Origin of the sequence: Nocardia carnea (assembly GCF_029869215.1) — a bacterium.
Taxonomy (GTDB): Bacteria; Actinomycetota; Actinomycetes; order Mycobacteriales; family Mycobacteriaceae; genus Nocardia; species Nocardia carnea_B.
In genome coordinates, this window is sequence record NZ_JARWPM010000252.1 from 1 (window position 1) to 18,134 (window position 18,134).

General features: G+C 69.1%; 17 protein-coding genes. 11 read left to right on the forward strand and 6 right to left on the reverse strand.

Features of this window, described 5'->3' with window-relative positions; translation table 11 throughout:
- The coding region (locus QH276_RS17610) for a hypothetical protein (RefSeq protein WP_280406814.1) at window positions 1-545 on the forward strand (545 nt) is incomplete at its 5' end.
- 107 nt (window positions 546-652) lie between these two features.
- Window positions 653-1,567, forward strand: a complete 915-nt coding sequence (locus QH276_RS17615) for an SDR family oxidoreductase (RefSeq protein WP_280401682.1) — start codon at window positions 653-655, stop codon at window positions 1,565-1,567.
- Here the strand turns inward: QH276_RS17615 and soxR are convergent.
- Entirely contained in the window at window positions 1,488-2,099 is a 612-nt protein-coding gene (gene soxR / locus QH276_RS17620; protein WP_280401681.1) for a redox-sensitive transcriptional activator SoxR, read from the reverse strand. The genes QH276_RS17615 and soxR overlap by 80 nt on opposite strands.
- A gap of 129 nt (window positions 2,100-2,228) precedes the next feature.
- Between soxR and QH276_RS17625 the strand changes: the two genes are divergently transcribed.
- Window positions 2,229-3,473, forward strand: a complete 1,245-nt coding sequence (locus QH276_RS17625; protein WP_280401680.1) for an arginine deiminase — start codon at window positions 2,229-2,231, stop codon at window positions 3,471-3,473.
- Window positions 3,474-3,502: 29 nt separating this feature from the next.
- Complete coding sequence (locus QH276_RS17630; RefSeq protein WP_280401679.1) at window positions 3,503-3,862, forward strand: GntR family transcriptional regulator; 360 nt, start codon at window positions 3,503-3,505, stop codon at window positions 3,860-3,862.
- 6 nt (window positions 3,863-3,868) lie between these two features.
- Here QH276_RS17630 and QH276_RS17635 read toward each other — a convergent pair whose 3' ends face one another.
- The gene (locus QH276_RS17635; protein WP_280401678.1) at window positions 3,869-5,488 is read right to left on the reverse strand and encodes a dolichyl-phosphate-mannose--protein mannosyltransferase; all 1,620 of its coding nucleotides are present in this window, start codon (window positions 5,486-5,488) and stop codon (window positions 3,869-3,871) included.
- Window positions 5,489-5,530: 42 nt separating this feature from the next.
- Here QH276_RS17635 and QH276_RS17640 point away from each other — a divergent pair, with 42 nt between their 5' ends.
- The 3 genes from QH276_RS17640 to rsmI all read left to right on the forward strand — a co-directional run bounded on the left by QH276_RS17640 (window position 5,531) and on the right by rsmI (window position 7,910).
- On the forward strand, window positions 5,531-5,914 hold the full coding sequence (locus tag QH276_RS17640) for a MerR family transcriptional regulator (protein WP_280401677.1): 384 nt from the start codon (window positions 5,531-5,533) through the stop codon (window positions 5,912-5,914).
- Window positions 5,915-5,961: 47 nt separating this feature from the next.
- Window positions 5,962-6,966, forward strand: a complete 1,005-nt coding sequence (locus QH276_RS17645; protein WP_280401676.1) for a zinc-binding dehydrogenase — start codon at window positions 5,962-5,964, stop codon at window positions 6,964-6,966.
- Window positions 6,967-7,064: 98 nt separating this feature from the next.
- Window positions 7,065-7,910: a 16S rRNA (cytidine(1402)-2'-O)-methyltransferase gene (gene rsmI / locus QH276_RS17650; RefSeq protein WP_280401675.1), complete on the forward strand. Its 846-nt coding sequence runs from the start codon at window positions 7,065-7,067 to the stop codon at window positions 7,908-7,910.
- 76 nt (window positions 7,911-7,986) lie between these two features.
- Here rsmI and metG read toward each other — a convergent pair whose 3' ends face one another.
- Window positions 7,987-9,552, reverse strand: coding sequence for a methionine--tRNA ligase (gene metG, locus QH276_RS17655; protein WP_280401674.1), 1,566 nt, complete (start codon window positions 9,550-9,552; stop codon window positions 7,987-7,989).
- 201 nt (window positions 9,553-9,753) lie between these two features.
- Between metG and QH276_RS17660 the strand changes: the two genes are divergently transcribed.
- A complete protein-coding gene (locus tag QH276_RS17660) occupies window positions 9,754-10,584 on the forward strand; it encodes a TatD family hydrolase (RefSeq protein ID WP_280401673.1) in 831 nt (276 codons plus the stop codon).
- Between the two features lie 775 nt (window positions 10,585-11,359).
- Entirely contained in the window at window positions 11,360-12,247 is an 888-nt protein-coding gene (rsmA, locus tag QH276_RS17665; protein WP_432278726.1) for a 16S rRNA (adenine(1518)-N(6)/adenine(1519)-N(6))-dimethyltransferase RsmA, read from the forward strand.
- Here rsmA and QH276_RS17670 read toward each other — a convergent pair.
- Complete coding sequence (locus tag QH276_RS17670; protein ID WP_280401671.1) at window positions 12,229-12,435, reverse strand: heavy-metal-associated domain-containing protein; 207 nt, start codon at window positions 12,433-12,435, stop codon at window positions 12,229-12,231. The two genes, rsmA and QH276_RS17670, sit on opposite strands and share 19 nt — an antisense overlap.
- A gap of 115 nt (window positions 12,436-12,550) precedes the next feature.
- Here QH276_RS17670 and QH276_RS17675 point away from each other — a divergent pair, with 115 nt between their 5' ends.
- Window positions 12,551-13,522, forward strand: coding sequence for a 4-(cytidine 5'-diphospho)-2-C-methyl-D-erythritol kinase (locus QH276_RS17675; protein WP_280401670.1), 972 nt, complete (start codon window positions 12,551-12,553; stop codon window positions 13,520-13,522).
- A gap of 202 nt (window positions 13,523-13,724) precedes the next feature.
- The gene (locus QH276_RS17680) at window positions 13,725-15,539 is read left to right on the forward strand and encodes an ABC-F family ATP-binding cassette domain-containing protein (protein ID WP_280401669.1); all 1,815 of its coding nucleotides are present in this window, start codon (window positions 13,725-13,727) and stop codon (window positions 15,537-15,539) included.
- A gap of 223 nt (window positions 15,540-15,762) precedes the next feature.
- On the opposite strand, the gene QH276_RS17685 is transcribed toward QH276_RS17680, so the two are convergent.
- Both QH276_RS17685 and QH276_RS17690 read right to left on the reverse strand, forming a co-directional pair.
- Window positions 15,763-16,650 carry an Abi-alpha family protein gene (locus QH276_RS17685; protein ID WP_432278723.1) on the reverse strand — a complete coding sequence of 296 codons (888 nt, stop codon included), beginning with the start codon at window positions 16,648-16,650 and terminating at the stop codon, window positions 15,763-15,765.
- Window positions 16,641-17,963, reverse strand: a complete 1,323-nt coding sequence (locus tag QH276_RS17690) for a hypothetical protein (RefSeq protein WP_280401667.1) — start codon at window positions 17,961-17,963, stop codon at window positions 16,641-16,643. The genes QH276_RS17685 and QH276_RS17690 overlap by 10 nt, the downstream gene beginning before the upstream one ends.
- Between the last annotated feature and the right edge of the window lie 171 nt (window positions 17,964-18,134).

An 18,134-nucleotide genomic window follows, 5' to 3' on the forward strand; every position in this document is an offset into this window, starting at 1 on the left:
ACCGGGTGCCCGCCGAAATGCTGCCGGCCGTCCTGATCGACGCCGGTGCGAGCCACGAGCGTATCCACCACCACATGCGAGCCCGCCAGACCCGTAACGACACCCGCATGCGCAATCCGTACGGATTCCCGCCGTTGCAGAAGGCCGTCGCCGCCGGCAACGCGGTGCTCAACCACATCGGGACCGACGCGGAAGCGGCGTTCGCGGCGCAGGCCGTCAGCGATGCCGACAGTCTCGCCCGCCATACCCTCGCCCCCACTCCGGGGGCGCAGCTCGACCACCAGTTCATCGCCCGCGTCCAGCAGCACTGGGATTCCGACCGGGCCCTGCGCGCGAACATCACCCCGGACGAGTGGAACAACGTCGGCCGCGATACCCGTACCGCCATCGCCCACCAGGTGGCCACCGAGCATCTGGAGACGGCCCGCGCCTACTCCGCGGCGCCCACCGAGGCGAACCGTGCCCAGCTCGCGGCCACGCTCAAACGGTTGTCCAACCTGGACCACACACTGCCCGAGTTCGGTCTGGATCCGTGGGATCTGTGACCGTGCGAACGGTCCGGCGCGTGCGGTGCCTGCCGTACCGCCGTGCCCCGCGGCGCCCGGGTCGGTACGCTGCTGCCGACAGCGCAGTCGGAGATCGGGAGTCGGCCATGGGGCGGGTCAACCGCAGGAAATCGGTGCAGGGCGCGAAAACACTGGTCACGGGGGCGGCCAGTGGAATCGGGAAAGCGACCGCGCTCGCGGCGGCCGCCCGCGGGGCCTGTCTGGTGCTCACCGATATCGACGCCGACGGGCTGACCGCCACGGCCGGCGAGATCGAACGGGCCGGTGGGACGGTGCTCCTCTCGCGGGCCCTGGACATCTCCGACTACGAGGCGGTCGCCGAATTCGCCGCCGCCGTGCACGAGAAGTTCGGCAGTCTCGACGTGGTGATGAACGTGGCCGGGACCTCGGTCTGGGGAACGGTCGACAGCCTGGAGATCCGGCACTGGCGGCGCATGGTCGATATCAACCTGATGGGGCCGATCAATGTCATCGAACGCTTCGTGCCGCCGATGGTGCGCTCGGGACAGCCCGGCGCGTTGGTGAACGTCTCCTCCGCGGCCGGCTTGCTCGCGCTGCCGTGGCACGCCGCCTACAGCGCGAGCAAATACGGGTTGCGCGGTCTGTCGGAGGTACTGCGGTTCGAGCTCGAAGAGCACGGGATCACCGTGCACCTGGTGACGCCGGGCGCGGTGGCGACCCCGCTGGTGCGGACCTTCGACCTGGTCGGCGTCGATAAGGAACACCCCAGGGTGCAGCGGGTGACCTCGCTGTTCACTCGCCACGCGGTACCGCCGGAGAAGGTCGCCGCGGCGATCCTGAAGGGGATCGAACGGAATCGCTTCCTGGTGTACAGCTCCTTCGACATCCGGTTCGGCTATTGGTGGAAGCGGAAATTCGCCTTCCCGTACGAAGTGCTGATGCGGCTGGCCAACCGGCAGTTCAGCACGCTGAAGCAGTCGGTGAATCAGAATCGGACACCGCCGAACACGCCGAGTCCGGATTCGCCCGCGGCGCACTGACGCTCTGCGAGCCCGGATTCGCCGGTAGCGCGGTGGCCGGCTCGCCGGGCTCGCATGTGCCCGGTTCCGGGCAGTTCAGGTGGACGTCCAGTACCCGGGCGCCCGGGCCCTCGTCACCGAGCCGGTCGTGCTCGTTGACGAGTTTGCAGCTACCCAGCGACAGGCAGCCGCAACCGATACATCCGGTGAGGTTGTCTCGTAACCGGACCAGCTGGGTTATCCGCTCGTCCAGATCGGTACGCCATGCGGTGGACAGCGTTTCCCAATCGCGGCGGGTGGGTGTGCGACCTTCCGGCAAACGATCCAGGGCGGCGCGGATTTCGCTCAACGGGATTCCCACCCGCTGGGAGATCCGGATGAAGGCCACCCGGCGCAGCGTCTCGCGGGTGTAGCGGCGTTGATTTCCGCTGGTCCGGCGGCTGGAAATGAGGCCCTCGCGTTCGTAGAAGTGCAACGCGGACACCGCGACTCCGCTACGCTCGGAGAGCTGGCCCGGGGTCAGCTCCTTGGTTTTCCAATCCGTTGTCGGCATCCGCCCTCCTCCGTCTTCCTCAACCATACTTCAGGTTGCTGGCCGTTGTGGTCGGAATCGGGGCAAATATGTCGCGAACCCACCCGGCCACCGCGTGCTCGCGGCCCGCCCGCGCATTACTGTCGGGACATGGGACCAGATGCCGTATCCGAAACCCCGAACGCGGCGGCCCCCGCCTACGGGGTGACCAGCGAAGTCGGCAACCTGCGGGCCGTACTGCTGCACCGGCCCGGCGATGAACTGCGCCGGCTCACCCCGCGCAACAACGATCAGCTGCTCTTCGACGCGATCCCCTGGGTGGAGCGCGCCCAGCAGGAACACGACACGTTCGCCGGAGTGCTGCGCGCGCACGGCGTCGAGGTTCTGCTCGTCGCCGATCTGCTCGCCGAAACCCTGGCAGTCAGTGGCGCGGCCCGGGTTCAGGGCATCTCGGCGGCCGTCCACGCCCGCCGCCTCGGCCATTCCCTCGCCGGTGAACTCGCGGCCCACCTGCGCGGCGTACCCGCCCCGGAACTCGCCCGGATCCTGATGGCCGGGATGACCTTCGACGAACTCCCCTTCGCCGCCGACGACACCTCCCTGGTCCGCCGGATGCACCACGGCGGCGATTTCGTCATCGACCCGCTGCCGAACCTGTTGTTCACCCGCGACTCCTCGTTCTGGGTGGGACCCAAGGTCGCCATCACCGCGCTGGCGCTACCGGCCCGCGCCCGGGAAACCTCGCTGACCGATCTCATCTATGCCTTCCATCCCCGGTTCCTCGGTGTGCGGCGAGCCTACGAATCCCATACCGCGCCCATCGAAGGCGGCGATGTCCTGCATCTGGCACCCGGCGTGATGGCGGTGGGGGTCGGCGAGCGGACGTCCCCGGCCGGCGCGGAAGCGCTGGCCCGCAGCCTGTTCGACGACGGTCTCGCCGAGACCGTCCTGGTCGTCCCGATCGCGCAGAACCGCGCGACCATGCACCTGGACACCGTCTGCACCATGGTCGATACCGACGCCGTCGTGATGTATCCGGGCGTGCGCGAAACCCTCACCGCCTACACGCTCCGCAAATCCGGCGACGCCGGCTGCGTGGTGAGCGGACCCGACCCGTTCCTGCCCGCCGCCGCGGCGGCCATGGGTATCGGCAAACTCCGCGTGATCGATACCGGGCTCGACGGGGTCACCGCTGAACGCGAACAGTGGGACGACGGCAACAACACACTCGCCCTGCGCCCCGGCGTGGTGGTGGCCTACGAACGCAATGAGATGACCAACGCCCGGCTCGAGGATTCCGGTATCGAGGTGCTGCGCATCCCAGGCTCGGAACTGGGCTCCGGCCGTGGCGGGCCACGCTGTCTGTCCTGCCCGCTTGCGCGAGATGAGGTATGAAACACCGCCGGATGCGGTAAGAACGAGCCATGCTCGAGATCACAGTCTCGCACGATTCGGGCGTCCCACCGTACGAGCAGCTACGGCTGGCGGTTATCGCCCGGGTGCGCGCGGGTGAGCTCACCGCCGGAACCAAGATCCCGACGGTGCGCGCGCTGGCCGCGCAGCTGCGCCTGGCGCCGAATACGGTCGCCCGGGCCTACCGCGAACTGGAACAGGACGGTGTTCTGGAAACCCACGGCCGCCTGGGCACTTTCATCGCGTCCTCCGGCGACCCCACCGCGGACGCCGCCGCCCGCGCCGCCACCGAATACGTCGCGACCATCCGCCGCCTCGGCCTCGACGCCACCGCCGCCCGCCACTACGTCGAATCCGCGTTGAGCGGGTGACTTTCCTTATCTCCAGCTGGGCAGCCAGAGATGGTCCTGCCAGTTACCGGTGGTGATGGGCAGGGCCGTGAGGATCGGCCACAACCAGATGAAGTTCGCGATCACCAGGGCCAGGTAGAGGCATACCGCGAGCAGCCCCAGACTGTGCCGTTCGCTCGGTTCGGCGGGCAGGAACGTACCGCCGGGCGCCCGGGCGACCGGCCGGCGGGCGGTGCCCAGCACATCGCCGAGTACCAGCGCCACCGCCATCACCAGGAACGGTGCCAGTGTGACCGCGTAGAAGTAGTACATCTGGCGGTCCAGGGTGAGGAACCAGGGCAGCAACCCGGCGCCGTACCCGGTGAGGACCGCCGCGTAACGCCAGTCGCGGCGCACCACCCAGCGCCACAGCCCCCACGCCAGCACCGGCAGCGCGACCCACCACAGTGCCGGGGTGCCGATCAGCATCACCGCTTTCACGCATTCCGTCTGCCCGCAGCCGGTGACCCCGTCGTCGGCGTAGTAGTACAGCATCGGGCGCAGCCCCATCGGCCATGTCCACGGTTTGGATTCCCACGGGTGATGGTTTCCGGCCGAATTGGTGAGCTCGGAGTGGAACTCCAGGGTGCGGGAGTGGAAATACCACAGCGACCGCATGGCGTCGGGGAACAGCTGCGCCCAGAAACCGCCCGTACCGATCCCGCCTTCGGCCGCGGAGGGGTTGCCCGCCATATAGCGATATACGGCGGTTTCCTCGCGGAACCAGGCGGCGTAACTGGCCAGGTACACACCCAGCGGGATCAGGACCAGTGCGTACAGGGCGGGCCCGATATCGCGGATCGCGGTACCGAACAGTGGTTTGCGCACACCGTAGGCGCGGCGAGCGGAGAGATCGAACAGCACACTCATCAAGCCGAAGGCCGCGATGAAGTACAGGCCCGACCATTTCGTCCCGCACGCGAGCCCGAGCAACACCCCGGCGCCGAACCGCCACCAGCGCACCCCGAGCCGGGGACCCCACGGCGTCAGCCCCGCGCGGCCCTCGGCGTCGGCTTTCGCCAGCCGTGCCCGCACCTCGTCCCGGTCGACGATCAGGCAGCCGAAGGCGGCGGTGACGAAGAAGGTGATGAAGATATCGAGCATCCCGATCCGGGAGGAGACGAAACTCGCCCCGTCGGCGATCAACAGGATCCCGGCGAACGCCCCGAGCAGTGTCGAGCGGGTCATCCGCCGCACGATCCGGATCACCAGCAGCACCAGCAGGGTGCCGAGCAGAGCCGCGGTGAACCGCCACCCCCAGCCGTTGTAACCGAACAGTGCCTCGCCGATCGCGATCATCTGCTTACCGACCGGCGGATGCACCACCAGCCCGTACCCCGGGTTGTCCTCGATTCCGCCGGTCAGGAACTGCCACCCCTGCGGCGCGTAGTGCTTCTCGTCGAATACGGGGGTGCCGGCGTCGGTGGGGTAGTTCAGCATGGTGAACCGCGTAATGGCCGCGATCGCCGTCAGGAACAGGCTGACCACCCAGCCACGCACGGTATCCGTGGGACCGAAATCGGGTGCGGGCCGCAGCGGCGCCGGGCTCGACCAGCTACGCGCCGGCCGCCAGGCCGCGCTGGGGCGCGAGTCGGTCAGCGGAGTCACGGGGTGAGTCTATGGGGCGGCTACGGGCGGGGATCGGGGAAGGTGTCCCGGGCAGCAGACGTTGTCCGCACCATGCGGATCGGTGCGGCAGCCCGGGCCGGCGGCGTGAGTGCCCGGTCCCTGCGGTTCTACGAGGACGAAGGCCTGATAGTTCCCGGGCGGTGCGGTAACGGCTACCGCGATTACTGCCGTTCCACGATCGACCGGGTGCACGTGATCCGGTCCTTGCTGGAATCGGGTCTGCCGGTGCGGTTGATCCGGGAGGTCATCGGGCGCCCGGACGGCGGCCGCGCCGGAAGCGGGCCGCTGGGCGAGGGCTTATTGGACGAGGTCGCCGAGTACCGGGATCGGCTCGCGGCCCGGATCGCCACGCTCGACGCGCAGCGGGCCGCGCTGGAGACCTTCCTGCGGAACGCGGGCCGGTGATCGCGACTTGACCTTGACGCAAGTGTGAGGGTTCTACGGTCCGCGGTATGGAGTTCGAAGCACATACCCGGGGCACGATGCGGGCCCTGGTCCAGCAGTCACACCGCGGGCCGCGGGATCTGATCCCGGCCGAGGCGCCCCGGCCCGTCCCGGGTCCGGACGAGTACCTGATCCGGGTCGGCGCGGCGGGGGTCAATTTCGCGGATGTCATGCAGACCCGGGGAACCTATGGCGGCGGGCCGCGGGCACCGTATATCGCCGGGTTCGAAGCAGCCGGGGAGATCGTCGGTATCGGCGCCGCGGTCGGCCACCCGCTGCCGCTCGGCACCCATGTCATCGGCACCGGCGCGGGTGCCTTCGCGGAGTACATGACGATGCCGGCCGTCGGCGTCCTGCCCGTCCCACCGGGGTGGAGCGATGCCGAATCCCTGGGTCTGGTGCTGAACTGGGCGACGGCGCTGGCGGCGCTGCGGCCGCTGGGCGGCCTCGTCGCCGGGGAGGTGGTTCTCGTACACGCCGCGGCCGGCGGTGTGGGGCAGGCCGCGGTCCGGCTCGCCCGGCACTACGGTGCGCGGGTGCTCGCCACGGCCTCGCCGGATAAGCACGACACCGTTCGCGCACTGGGGGCCGAGGTCGTGCTGGACAGTAGGCGCCCCGATCTCACCGCCGAGATCACCCGCCTGACCGGCGGCGTCGACCTCGTCCTCGAATCGGTCGGCAAGGCCACCTTCGAGACCAGCCTCGCGGTAACCCGCCGTATCACCGGCCGCGTCATCGTATTCGGCGCGGCCTCGGGTGATGCGGTGCTGACCAGCCACGATCTGGTCTTCACCCACCCGGTGCAGATCAAGGGCCTGCATATCGGCGCCCTCGCCGCCGCGGCGCCCGCCATCTATCGGTCGTTGCTCGAGGAGATCGAGCACCTCATCGCGCACGGGGTGTACCCACCCGGCGCACCCGAGGTACACCCCTTGGAGCGTGGCCCGGCCGTTCTACAGGCACTGGCCGAAGGGCGGACCCGCGGCAAACACGCCTTGAACCCGCGGCGTTGACGGGGCTACCGCATACCCCCGCGCCCGAGGGCCGGGCCGGCCGCCACGGCTAGGCTGCGGCGAGAGGCCCGGATCGGCCGGGCCGGGTGAGGAGTGTGGTGACTCAGGGTCGGCTGGTTCTGGCGGCGACACCGTTGGGTGCGATCGGTGACGCTTCGCTCCGGTTGCGGGAGGCGCTGGGGTCCGCCGATATCGTCGCGGCCGAGGACACCCGGCGCACCCGGTCGCTGGCGGACGCGCTCGGGGTGGAGATCCGGGGCCGGGTGGTGAGTTTCTACGACCATGTGGAGTCCGCGCGGGTGCCCGGGCTGGTGGACGAGATCGCCGCCGGGCGGACGGTGCTGCTGGTCACCGACGCCGGGATGCCGTCGGTCAGCGATCCGGGATTCCGGCTGGTGGCGGCCTGCGCCGACCAGGATCTACCGGTGACCTGCCTGCCCGGCCCGTCGGCGGTGACGACGGCGCTCGCGCTCTCGGCACTGCCGGTGGACCGCTTCTGTTTCGACGGTTTCGCGCCGCGTAAGTCCGGGCGGCGCAAAGAGTGGCTGGGAACGCTGGTCTCCGAACGGCGGGCCTGCGTGTTCTTCGAGGCACCGCACCGGCTCGCCGAATGCCTGGCCGACGCCGTCGAGGTGCTGGGTGGTGAACGCCGGGCCGCGGTATGCCGCGAACTCACCAAGACCTACGAGGAGGTCGTCCGCGGCACGCTGGCCGAGCTCGCGGAGTGGGCCGCCGAGGGTGCGCGCGGTGAGATCACGGTGGTCCTGGAGGGCGCGAGCGCGACGGTCGCCGAACCGGAGGATCTGGTGGCGCAGGTGGAGGAACGCGCTGCCGCCGGGCTACGGCTCAAAGACGCCAGCGCGGAGATCGCCGAGATCGCGGGGGTCTCGCGGCGCGAACTCTACGACGCCGTCCTGGCCGCCCGCCGCGCCGCCGCCGAGTGACGCATGCGGTCGGCAGCGGCGAGCACGCCGGAAACCTACCGCCGCCTGGGCCGGACCGGGCGCGGCGCGGCGGAGGTCACTCGTCGGTCTTGGGCTCCACATAGCGCGGGAACACCGGTTCCGGGGCGGGTAGCGGAACACCCGGGACCAGGGGCGTGGCGATATCGGCGAAATCGCGGCCCTGCTGGGCGAGCAGGTCGAGAATCTTCGCCGCCGAACCCGGCATCGCCGGCTGGGCCAGGATCGCCACGATCCGGATCACCTCGAGGGTGACGTAGAGGACCGTCGCCATCCGGGCCAGATCTTCTTCGGTACCGGATTTGCGCAGCGTCCAAGGGGCCTGGGCGGTGAAGTACTTGTTCGTCTCGCCGAGGGTCAGCCAGATCTGTTCCAGCGCCAGATGCATCTGCTGGACATCGAATTCGGCGCGGCAGCGTTCCAGCAGGCCGTTCGCGCGGTCGAGCAGCGCGCGGTCGTCGGCGGTGAACTCACCCGGGGTGGGGATCACGGCGCCGCAGTTCTTGGCGACCATGGTCAGGCTGCGCTGCACCAGATTGCCGAACTCGTTGGCGAGGTCGGCGTTGATCCGGGAGACGATCGCCTCGTGGCTGTAGCTGCCGTCCTGGCCGTAGGAGATCTCGCGCAGCAGGAAGAACCGCACGGCGTCGAGGCCGTAGGTATCGACGAGTTCCAGCGGGTCGACGACATTGCCGACCGATTTCGACATCTTCTCGCCCTTGTTGTACAGGAACCCGTGCACGAACACCCGTTTCGGAAGTTCGATACCGGCCGACATCAGGAACGCCGGCCAGTACACGGTGTGGAAGCGGGTGATGTCCTTACCGATGATGTGCACATCGGCCGGCCAGAACTTGCCGAAGGCCGCGGAATCGGTATCCGGGAAGCCGACCCCGGTGAGGTAGTTGGTGAGCGCGTCCACCCAGACGTACATCACATGATCCGGGTGATCGGGTACCGGAACACCCCAGTCGAAGGTGGTCCGGGAGATCGACAGATCCTTCAGTCCGGCCTTGACGTAGCTGACGATCTCGTTGCGCCGCGTGGCCGGCGCGATGAACTCCGGGTGCTCGTCGTAGAGGGCGAGCAATTTGTCCTGGTAGGCCGAGAGCCGGAAGAAGAAATTGGATTCCTCGGTCCAGGTGACCGGGGTTTTCGTCTCGGTGGAGATCCGGCTGCCGTCGTCGAGCAGCGTGGTCTCCTCCTCGGTGTAGAACGCCTCGTCGCGCACCGAGTACCAGCCGGAGTAGTTGTCGAGGTAGATATCCCCGTTGTCCAGCATCCGCCGCCAGATGGCGGCGCTGGCCCGCTGATGGTCGGCGTCGGTGGTGCGGATGAACCGGTCGAAGGAGATATCGAGGGATTTGTCCATCCGCTCGAACACATCGGAGTTGCGCGCGGCCAGTTCCTCCACGGGAATGTTCTCCGCGGCGGCGGTCTGCTGCATCTTCTGGCCGTGCTCGTCGGTGCCGGTCATGAAGAACACGTCGTACCCGTCGAGCCGCTTGAACCGGGCGAGCGCATCGGTGGAGATGTACTCGTAGGCATGCCCGATATGCGGCGCACCGTTCGGGTACGCGATGGCCGTGGTGATATAGAAGGCGGGGCGATCGACTGCGCTCATGGTGCCTTGATTCCATCATGGGGACCGGTGTGAACCCGACTCGACTGCGTGTTCATGCCCAGAAAGGTTACTGGCCCGGTCGCGCGGGGGTGCGGCGGCTACGGACTCTACTGTGAAGGTCGTGCCTCTTCGTGATTCCCTGCGAAAGCCCCGTCCCGCCCTGGACCGGGTGCCCGTCCGCCGACGACAGGTGGCGGTCCGATGAGCGCCCGGCGACCCGCGCCGCCGCTACCCGAACCGCTCGCGCCGCTGGTGGACGCCCATACCCATCTGGACGCCTGCGGTGCCACCGATGCGGCCTCGGTCGCGGAGATGGTCGACCGGGCGGCCGGGGCCGGGGTGGGACGGGTGGTCACCGTCGCCGACGATCTGGCGGCCGCTCGGTGGGCGGTCGAGGCCGCGCACTGGGACGACCGGGTGTACGCGGCGGTGGCCCTGCATCCGACCCGGGCGAATGCGCTCGACGATGCCGCGCGCGCGGAACTCGAGAAGCTGGCGGCCGATCCCCGGGTGGTGGCGGTAGGCGAGACCGGGCTCGATTACTACTGGCCCGGGAAACTCGACGGCTGCGCCGATATCGAAACCCAGATCGAAGGGTTCCGCTGGCATATCGACCTGGCCAAGCGGATCGGTAAACCGCTGATGATCCACAACCGGGAGGCCGATCACGATCTGCTGACCGTCCTGCTGGACGAAGGTGCCCCGGAGACGGTGATCTTCCATTGTTTCTCGTCGGACGCGAATATGGCGCTGTCCTGTGTGGCCGAGGGGTATGTGCTGAGTTTCTCGGGTACGGCGAGTTTCAAGAACGCGCACGAATTGCGGGAAGCCGTGAAGGTGGTGCCGGACGACCAGTTGCTGGTGGAGACCGATGCGCCGTATCTGACCCCGCATCCGTACCGTGGCGCGCCCAACGAACCGTACTGCCTGCCCTACACCGTGCGGGCGCTGGCGGAACTGCGGGCCCAGGACCCGGCGGAGCTGGCACAGATCAGCACGGCCAACGCCCGCCGCGTCTATGGATTCGCCTGAGGAGCCGTTCGCGGAGTGATTTGCATCACAGTTTGATCCGAGTTGTGCCGTCTAGCTGGGACTCGTCCGAGTTTCGGAGCCCGTATGCCGCCCGGCTGGTGTGTAGCGGTTGTCCCGGCCCCCGGGCTTCGTTATCGTCCCGTGACCGTGTCACCCTTTGCGAGGATCAACTCCTCACGCTCGCCTCTGCTGTACGCAGCGATCGCCGCAGTGCTGCTGACCCTGATCATCGGCGCCGGCGCGGCCATCGCCACACACAATTCACCCGACCGGGCCCACTCGGCCCCCGTCGCTACCTCCTCCCAACTGCCCTCACCCCAGCCCGCCGCCGCCTAGCTGAGTCAACGGCGCCCTCTGGCCTGCGAAGGCACGCGTTGCCGAGATCCCTCGCGTCTCGCCGGTATCCGCATCCCCTCACCCAGACGGTTACCGGGCGGGGCCCGCCCGGTTCTGGAGCGACCAGAGGGAGGGAGCGCAGCGACCGACCGGCCGGCGGGAGTGAAGAACCGGGTTGATAGGGCCCCGCCCTCGAGACGCGGAGCGTCTCCAAAATTACAGCCCGCCCCTTTCCCGGATGGTCCACGTCGGGCGCGGCGGCTGTCCTGTCTGGAGCCGGGGTATCCAGCTCGGAGCCCCGGAGTTGTGCCCTTGAAGCGCCCCAGTCGGCCCAATTCAGCCCAGCACATGTTCCGCTTCGTCCCGGCAGGGCATCGCCCCGCCGCTGATGGGGCGGCGAGGACCGGGTTGGTAAGTTCGCCCGGTGTCGGATGCCGAGATGATGGCGCGTGGTGAAGCGGCTCTGCTGGGTCCCGCGCAGGTGCGGGAGCTGGCCGAGCGGTTCGGTGTGCGCCCGACCAAACAGCTCGGGCAGAACTTCGTGCACGACGCCAATACGGTGCGGCGGATTGTGGCCGCGGCCGAGGTGGGGCGGGCCGATACGGTTCTCGAGGTGGGGCCCGGTCTCGGTTCGCTCACGTTGGCGCTACTGGATGTGGTGGATTCGGTCGTCGCCGTAGAGATCGACCCGGTGCTGGCGGGGCAACTGCCCGAAACCGTCCGGGAGCGCGCGCGAGCGCTGGCGGAGCGGCTGACCGTGGTGCCCGGTGACGCGCTGCGGGTCCGGGCGGATATGTTGCCGGCCGCGCCGACCGCTCTGGTGGCGAATCTTCCCTATAACGTGGCCGTGCCGGTGCTGCTGCATCTGCTCGCCGAATTCCCGGGTATCCGTACCGCGCTGGTGATGGTGCAGGCCGAGGTCGCCGACCGGCTGGCCGCGCCGCCGGGAAGCCGCGTATACGGCGTGCCGAGTGTGAAGGCCGGGTTCTTCGGCACCGTGACCAAGGCGGGGGCGGTGGGCCGGCAGGTGTTCTGGCCGGTGCCGCAGGTGGAATCTGGGCTGGTGCGGGTGGACCGGTTCGCCGAACCGCCGTGGCCGGTCGACGAGGCTCACCGGAAACGGGTTTTCGAGGTTATCGATCTGGCGTTCGCGCAGCGCCGCAAGACGCTGCGCGCCGCGCTGGCAGGGTGGGCTGGTTCCCCCGCGGAGGCGGAGCGAAGGCTGCTCGCCGCGGGGATCGCGCCGACTGCCCGCGGGGAAACCCTGGACACCGCTGCCTTCGTCCGCCTGGCCGCGCAGGCGGACGCTCAGTCGGCGAGTTCGTAACCCGCCTCGTCCACCGCGGCCGCGATATCGGAGGCGGCGATATCGCCGCCGGCTTCGACCACGACCCGGCCCGACGCGAGGTCGACATCGACGTTGGTGACGCCGTCGATCTTGCCGATTTCGGTCTGCACGGCCTGGACGCAGTGGCCGCAGGTCATGCCGGTGACGGTGTAGGTGCTGGTGGACATGGTGTCTCCTTTGCGCTCGGTCCCTCAGGACACCGCCGAATATACCCCCGGGGGGTAGCGGCGGCAAGCGGTTCCCGCTGCCGCGACGCCAGGGCAGGCGATAGGCTAGGGCACCGTGCTGTCCGTTGTGCCCAGTCCCGTCACCGTGCGGGCACCCTCGAAGGTCAACCTCCATCTGGGAGTAGGTGACCTGCGCGCCGACGGCTACCACGAGCTCACCACCGTGTTCCAGGCGCTTTCGCTCGCCGACGATCTGGAGATCGCGCCCGCCAACTCACTGACCCTGCGGATCACCGGGGAAAGTGCCGCGGAAGTACCCACCGACCGGACCAACCTGGTGTGGAAGGCCGCGGTCCGGCTGGCCCAGCTGGCCGGCCGGGCGCCGCTGGTGGAGATCACCATCGACAAAGGCATCCCGGTGGCCGGTGGTATGGCCGGCGGCAGCGCCGACGCGGCCGCCGCCCTGGTCGGCCTGAACGAACTCTGGGAACTCGGTATGCACCGCGACGAACTCGCCGCGGTGGGCGCCGAACTCGGCAGCGATGTGCCGTTCGCCCTGCACGGCGGCACCGCGCTCGGTACCGGTCGCGGCGAACGGCTGCTACCGGTGTTGTCGCGCAACGTCTTCCACTGGGTCCTCGCCCTCGCCAAGGGCGGTCTGTCCACCCCGGAGGTCTTCACCGAACTCGACCGGCTCCGCGTCCAGGGCGACCCGCCCCGCCTCGGCGAACCCCAGGCGCTCATGCAGGCTTTGGCCTCCGGGGAGGCACGGCAACTCGCGCCGCTGCTCGGCAACGACCTGCAGGCCGCGGCGGTTTCGCTGCGACCCGATCTGCGCCGCACCCTGCGCGCGGGCGTGGAGGCGGGGGCGCTGGCCGGTCTGGTCTCCGGTTCCGGCCCGACGTGCGCTTTCCTCTGCGAAACCGCCGAATCGGCCGTCGCGGTCGCGGCGGAACTCTCGGGCGCGGGCGTCGCCCGCAGCGTGCGGACGGCCACCGGCCCGGTTCCCGGTGCCCGCATCACGAGCCAGGGTGAGTCGCACCACCCGGTTCCCGAGCCGCCTGCTCCCGGCCCGCGGCGGGCGTGAACTCCGGCACCGGCTTTTCGCCAGCTCGGCCGCATTCGCCGGGCGAGCGGTCCACAAGCCAGGGCGGACGCGCACCGTCCCCGAGCCGCCCGCACCCGGTTCGCCCCGGGCGCGGGCTGTGGTTGGGCCGCGCCAGCAGGGCCGATTAGGCTGGGACGGCCGCGCGTTTGGGCGCGGCCGGTAGCCGGAGACGGAAGGATCCATGTCCAACCTGATCAACCTCGAACAGGTCAGCAAGAGTTTCGGGATCAAACCACTGCTCGACGGCGTCTCGCTGGGGGTGCACGCGGGCGAGCGGATCGGGGTGGTGGGTCTCAACGGCGGCGGGAAGACCACGCTGCTCGAGGTGCTGACCGGGATCGAGGAGCCCGACTCCGGCCGGGTGAGCCGGCTCGGTGGGTTGCGGATGGCCGTGGTCACCCAGCGTGGCGTACTGCCCGCGGGGTCGACCGTCGGGGAGGTGGTGCTCGCCGGTCTGGCCGAGGATGCCCCGACCGGCGACCTCGCCGAACACGAATGGGCCGCCGACCCGCGGATCCGCTCGGTGCTCGACGGGATCGGTATCGCCGGGCTCGGCCTGGACACCGCGGTCACGAACCTCTCCGGTGGGGAACGCCGCCGGGTCGCGCTGGCCGCCGCCCTGGTGCGCGACCTCGACCTGCTGGTTCTCGACGAACCCACCAACCACCTCGATGTCGAAGGTGTGCAGTGGCTGGCCGAACACCTGCTGGCCCGGCGCAGCGCACTGGTCGTGGTCACGCACGACCGCTGGTTCCTCGACACCGTCGCGACCCGCACCTGGGAGGTCGTGGGCGGCAAGGTCGAGACCTACGAGGGCGGCTACGGCGACTGGATCTTCGCCCGCGCCGAACGCGCCCGGCAGGCCGATGCCACCGAGGCGCGACGGCGGAACCTGGCCCGCAAGGAACTGGCCTGGTTGCGCCGGGGCCCGCAGGCCCGTACCTCCAAACCGCGCTACCGGGTGGAGGCCGCCGAGGCGCTGATCGCCGATGTACCGCCACCGCGCGACACTGTTTCGCTGGCGTCGTTCGCCAGGAAGCGGCTGGGCCGGGTGGTGGTGGAACTCGAGGACGCCACGCTCACCACACCCGACGGCCGGGAGTTGGTCCACGATCTGACCTGGCGGCTCGCCCCGGGCGAACGCGTCGGCCTGGTGGGGGTGAACGGCTCCGGCAAGACCACCTTGCTGCGGGCGCTGGCCGGGGATGTCACGCCCGTCGCCGGCAAACGGGTACAGGGGCAGACCGTCCGGATCGGCTGGCTGCGGCAGGAACTCGACGATCTCCCCACCGATATGCGGGTGCTCGAGGCGGTCCAGGAGATCGCCATGCGCATCACCCTGGGCGAGGGCAGCAAGGCGCTGGAACTGTCGGCCGGGCAGCTCGCGGAACGGCTCGGTTTCACCCCGGCCCGCCAGCGCACCCCGGTGCGGGACCTGTCCGGTGGGGAACGACGCCGCCTGCAGCTCACCCGCATCCTCATGTCCGAACCGAATGTGCTGCTACTGGACGAGCCCACCAACGACCTCGATATCGACACCCTCCAGCAACTCGAGGATCTCCTGGACAACTGGGCCGGCACGCTCGTGGTGATCAGTCACGACCGCTATCTGATCGAGCGGATCTGCGACAGCACCTGGGCGTTGTTCGGCGACGGCACACTCACCAACCTGCCCGGCGGGATCGCCCAGTACCTGGCGCGGCGGGCCGAACTCGCGGCCGGGGACACCGCCCGGCAGGCGGCGTCGGCGTCCGCGCAGCGTGCCGAGGCGTCACAAACCGATTCGGCGGCCTACCGGGCGGCCCGTAAGGAACTCACCCGGCTGGAACGGGCCATCGACAAACTCGGCGAACGCGAGGCGGCGCTGCATACGGCACTCGCCGAGGCCGCCACCGAGCCGGACAAACTCGTCACCCTCGGTGCCGAGTTGAAAGACGTCCAGGCGCAGAAGGAGACCGCCGAAGAACGCTGGATGGAACTCGCCGACCAGGTCTGAGCTATCGGCATCGAGGCGGCTGAGCCGACCCGCTGCGCCTTGGCCGGCGGGCGGGTTCACACGCCAGCATCCGGAGCGCGACCGTGATGGCATCGACCGTGATGGCATCCGGCGCGCGGCGACCTCGGCGCAGGCCACGGGCGGTTCCGGACAGGAACGTTCCCAGCTCGCGTAGCGGCAGGCCTGGTGGGTATCGAACGCCGCGTCGCGGCGGCGCCCGTGCTCAGCGGGCTGCGGTGTCGGGGCCGTCTTCGCCTGCGATGGGGAGGCTGGCCTGCACGAATTCTGTCCCGAAGGCCGTGAGGGCGATCCCGCGATGCCGGAGTTTGCCGCGACCACCGGCCTGTTTCAACAGCTCGGCCACTGCCGGCTGGGCTTCCAGGAGCTGATAGCGCTCCGGGGTGCCCACCGGTTCGTGCAGTAGTTCGATCAAGCCCACGCGGCACAGATTGGTCAGATAGCGCTGGACCCGTTCCGGATGCCGCAGGCCGGCGTGCTCGCCGATCATGCTGACTCCCAGGTCGTCCGCGCCGGACCGGGTTTCGCCGGCCCGGCGGGCGCGTCGCGACAATCGGCCACCGCGTACCGTCACGGTCGGCTGCGGGCCCTCGAGGCGGAGCAGGCGCAGGATGCGGGCGTCGTCGGAGGTGAGGTCGGCGAGGATCCGCGCGTAGGCCGGGTGCCCTTCGTCCGGTACCCGGGTGCTGGCCGCCAGCCGCAGCAGCGCCGCGCCCTGTTCCCGCAGCGAACGCTCGGTGGGGGAGGCGGTGCCGGCCGGTTCCGCGGCCGTGACCCCGAGCGCCAGCCGTAGCGCCTCCCGTACCTGGCCGATCGCCTCCGACCGGACCTCGGCCGGGGGATCTCCGGCCATACTCCCGCGGACCACCGTCTCGGTGACGTCCATCGCGGTGTGCACACCCCAGCGTGCGGTCCCCGAGACCACCGACGCCGCCACCCGCGCGATCCCGCTCGCGGCGCGTACCGCCACGACGGGCCCGATCGGTCTGCGGGCCTTGCCGGGGCTTCCCGTCTCCGGCCGGCCTGTCTCGCCGGGCCGGCCTGTCTCGCCGATCCGGTCGCTGGTGTCGCGTGGTTTCTCGTTCACAGCCATGTGGTCGCTACCCCCGTTCCGAACACCAGGATATGCGCGTATCCCGCGAACAGCCCGAGAACACCGCCGTGCACGAACAGCAACCATTCGTCCTGTTTGATGGCGGCGCGCAGCATATCGACGAAATCGTTCGGCGACAGCTCCGACATCTGCTTGGCGATATAGGCGCCGATCTGTTTGCCCTGCCGCTCGTTGAAGTCGGCGTCGGCGAACGCCAGCGGTGCGATGGCCATCGCCTCGGACGTGAAGGTCTGGGTCAGTGCCTGGTACTCGCGGCTGCCGAGGACCAGTTTCACCGCGCCGCGAGCCGGGCCGAGGGCCCGGTCGGCGGCCGGGCGCAGAGTGTCCTCGAGCATCTGCAGGGTGCGATCGGATTTGGGCCCGTTGAGCAGTTCGTCGCCGATATTGGCGACCGTCATCACCTGGGTGGAGACGAGTTCGGCGTATCCGTCGGTGATTTCGTTCTGCCGTTTGATCAGCAGGCCCTGCCGCCACGGGCACCACCATTTCGGCTCCGCGGGCGCGAAGATCATATTCAGGCCCACCCAGTTCACCACCCAGCCGATGATCACCCCGCCGACCGGCAGTACGGCCAGCGTCGGCCAATTGGTCACATGCAGGATCGCGACCAGCACCACACCCATCGGGGCGCCGAAATAGAGCCCGAAATTCTGCATGAACCGCAATTCCTTGGCGCCCAGCACCTGGAACAACTGATTGAGCAGCTGGGGCCGGGCCTGGAAATAGCGGATGACCATCTGCTTCACATCGAGCAACTGGTCGATATTGGCGCCCAGCTCCTCGGTGAGTTCGCGCAGGATATCCGGCAGTTGCCGGCGCACCCGCTCGTGGACCGCCTCGCGGACCTGGACCGGCAGGTTGTACCAGAGCTGGGGATGGTCGCGGCGCAGGATGTTCTCGACGATATCGCGGATCTGGGTCTCGGCGGTGAGCGCGAGATGTTCGGCCAGCGCGTCCGGTTCCAGTTCCCGATAGAAATCGGCGACACTGCCGAGCTTCGAAAGCCCTTTATCCACCGCGATACTGGCCATTTTGTCCGCCCGCGAGGGCACGATTCCCTGCCAGCCGAAGCGGCCGTCGTAGCTCAGCAGCGGCAGGATCTGGATCCGCTTCGGCAGATACGGGTACAGATAGCGCAAGCCGGGTATCCGGATACCGTGAAAAGCGATCGGCCGGAACAGCATCAGCACGCCGGTCCAGTTGGTGATGTAACCGATGACGCCGGTGAACAGCGGAATGGTCACTAATTCCAGGAGGATCGTCGGGTGCACCCCGAACACACTCTCCAACACGACACACCCTCCTGCTCCCGGTGATCGCCGCCCCACCGGGACCTCAAATTAGCACCACGACCGCGCTTCCACCGCGCGCCGGCAGACATCCACCGGCAGCACGACCGGACGCGACACATTAGTGTCTCAGACGTGCGCCGGATCCATGGTCCGGCGCCGGGTCGGCACCGT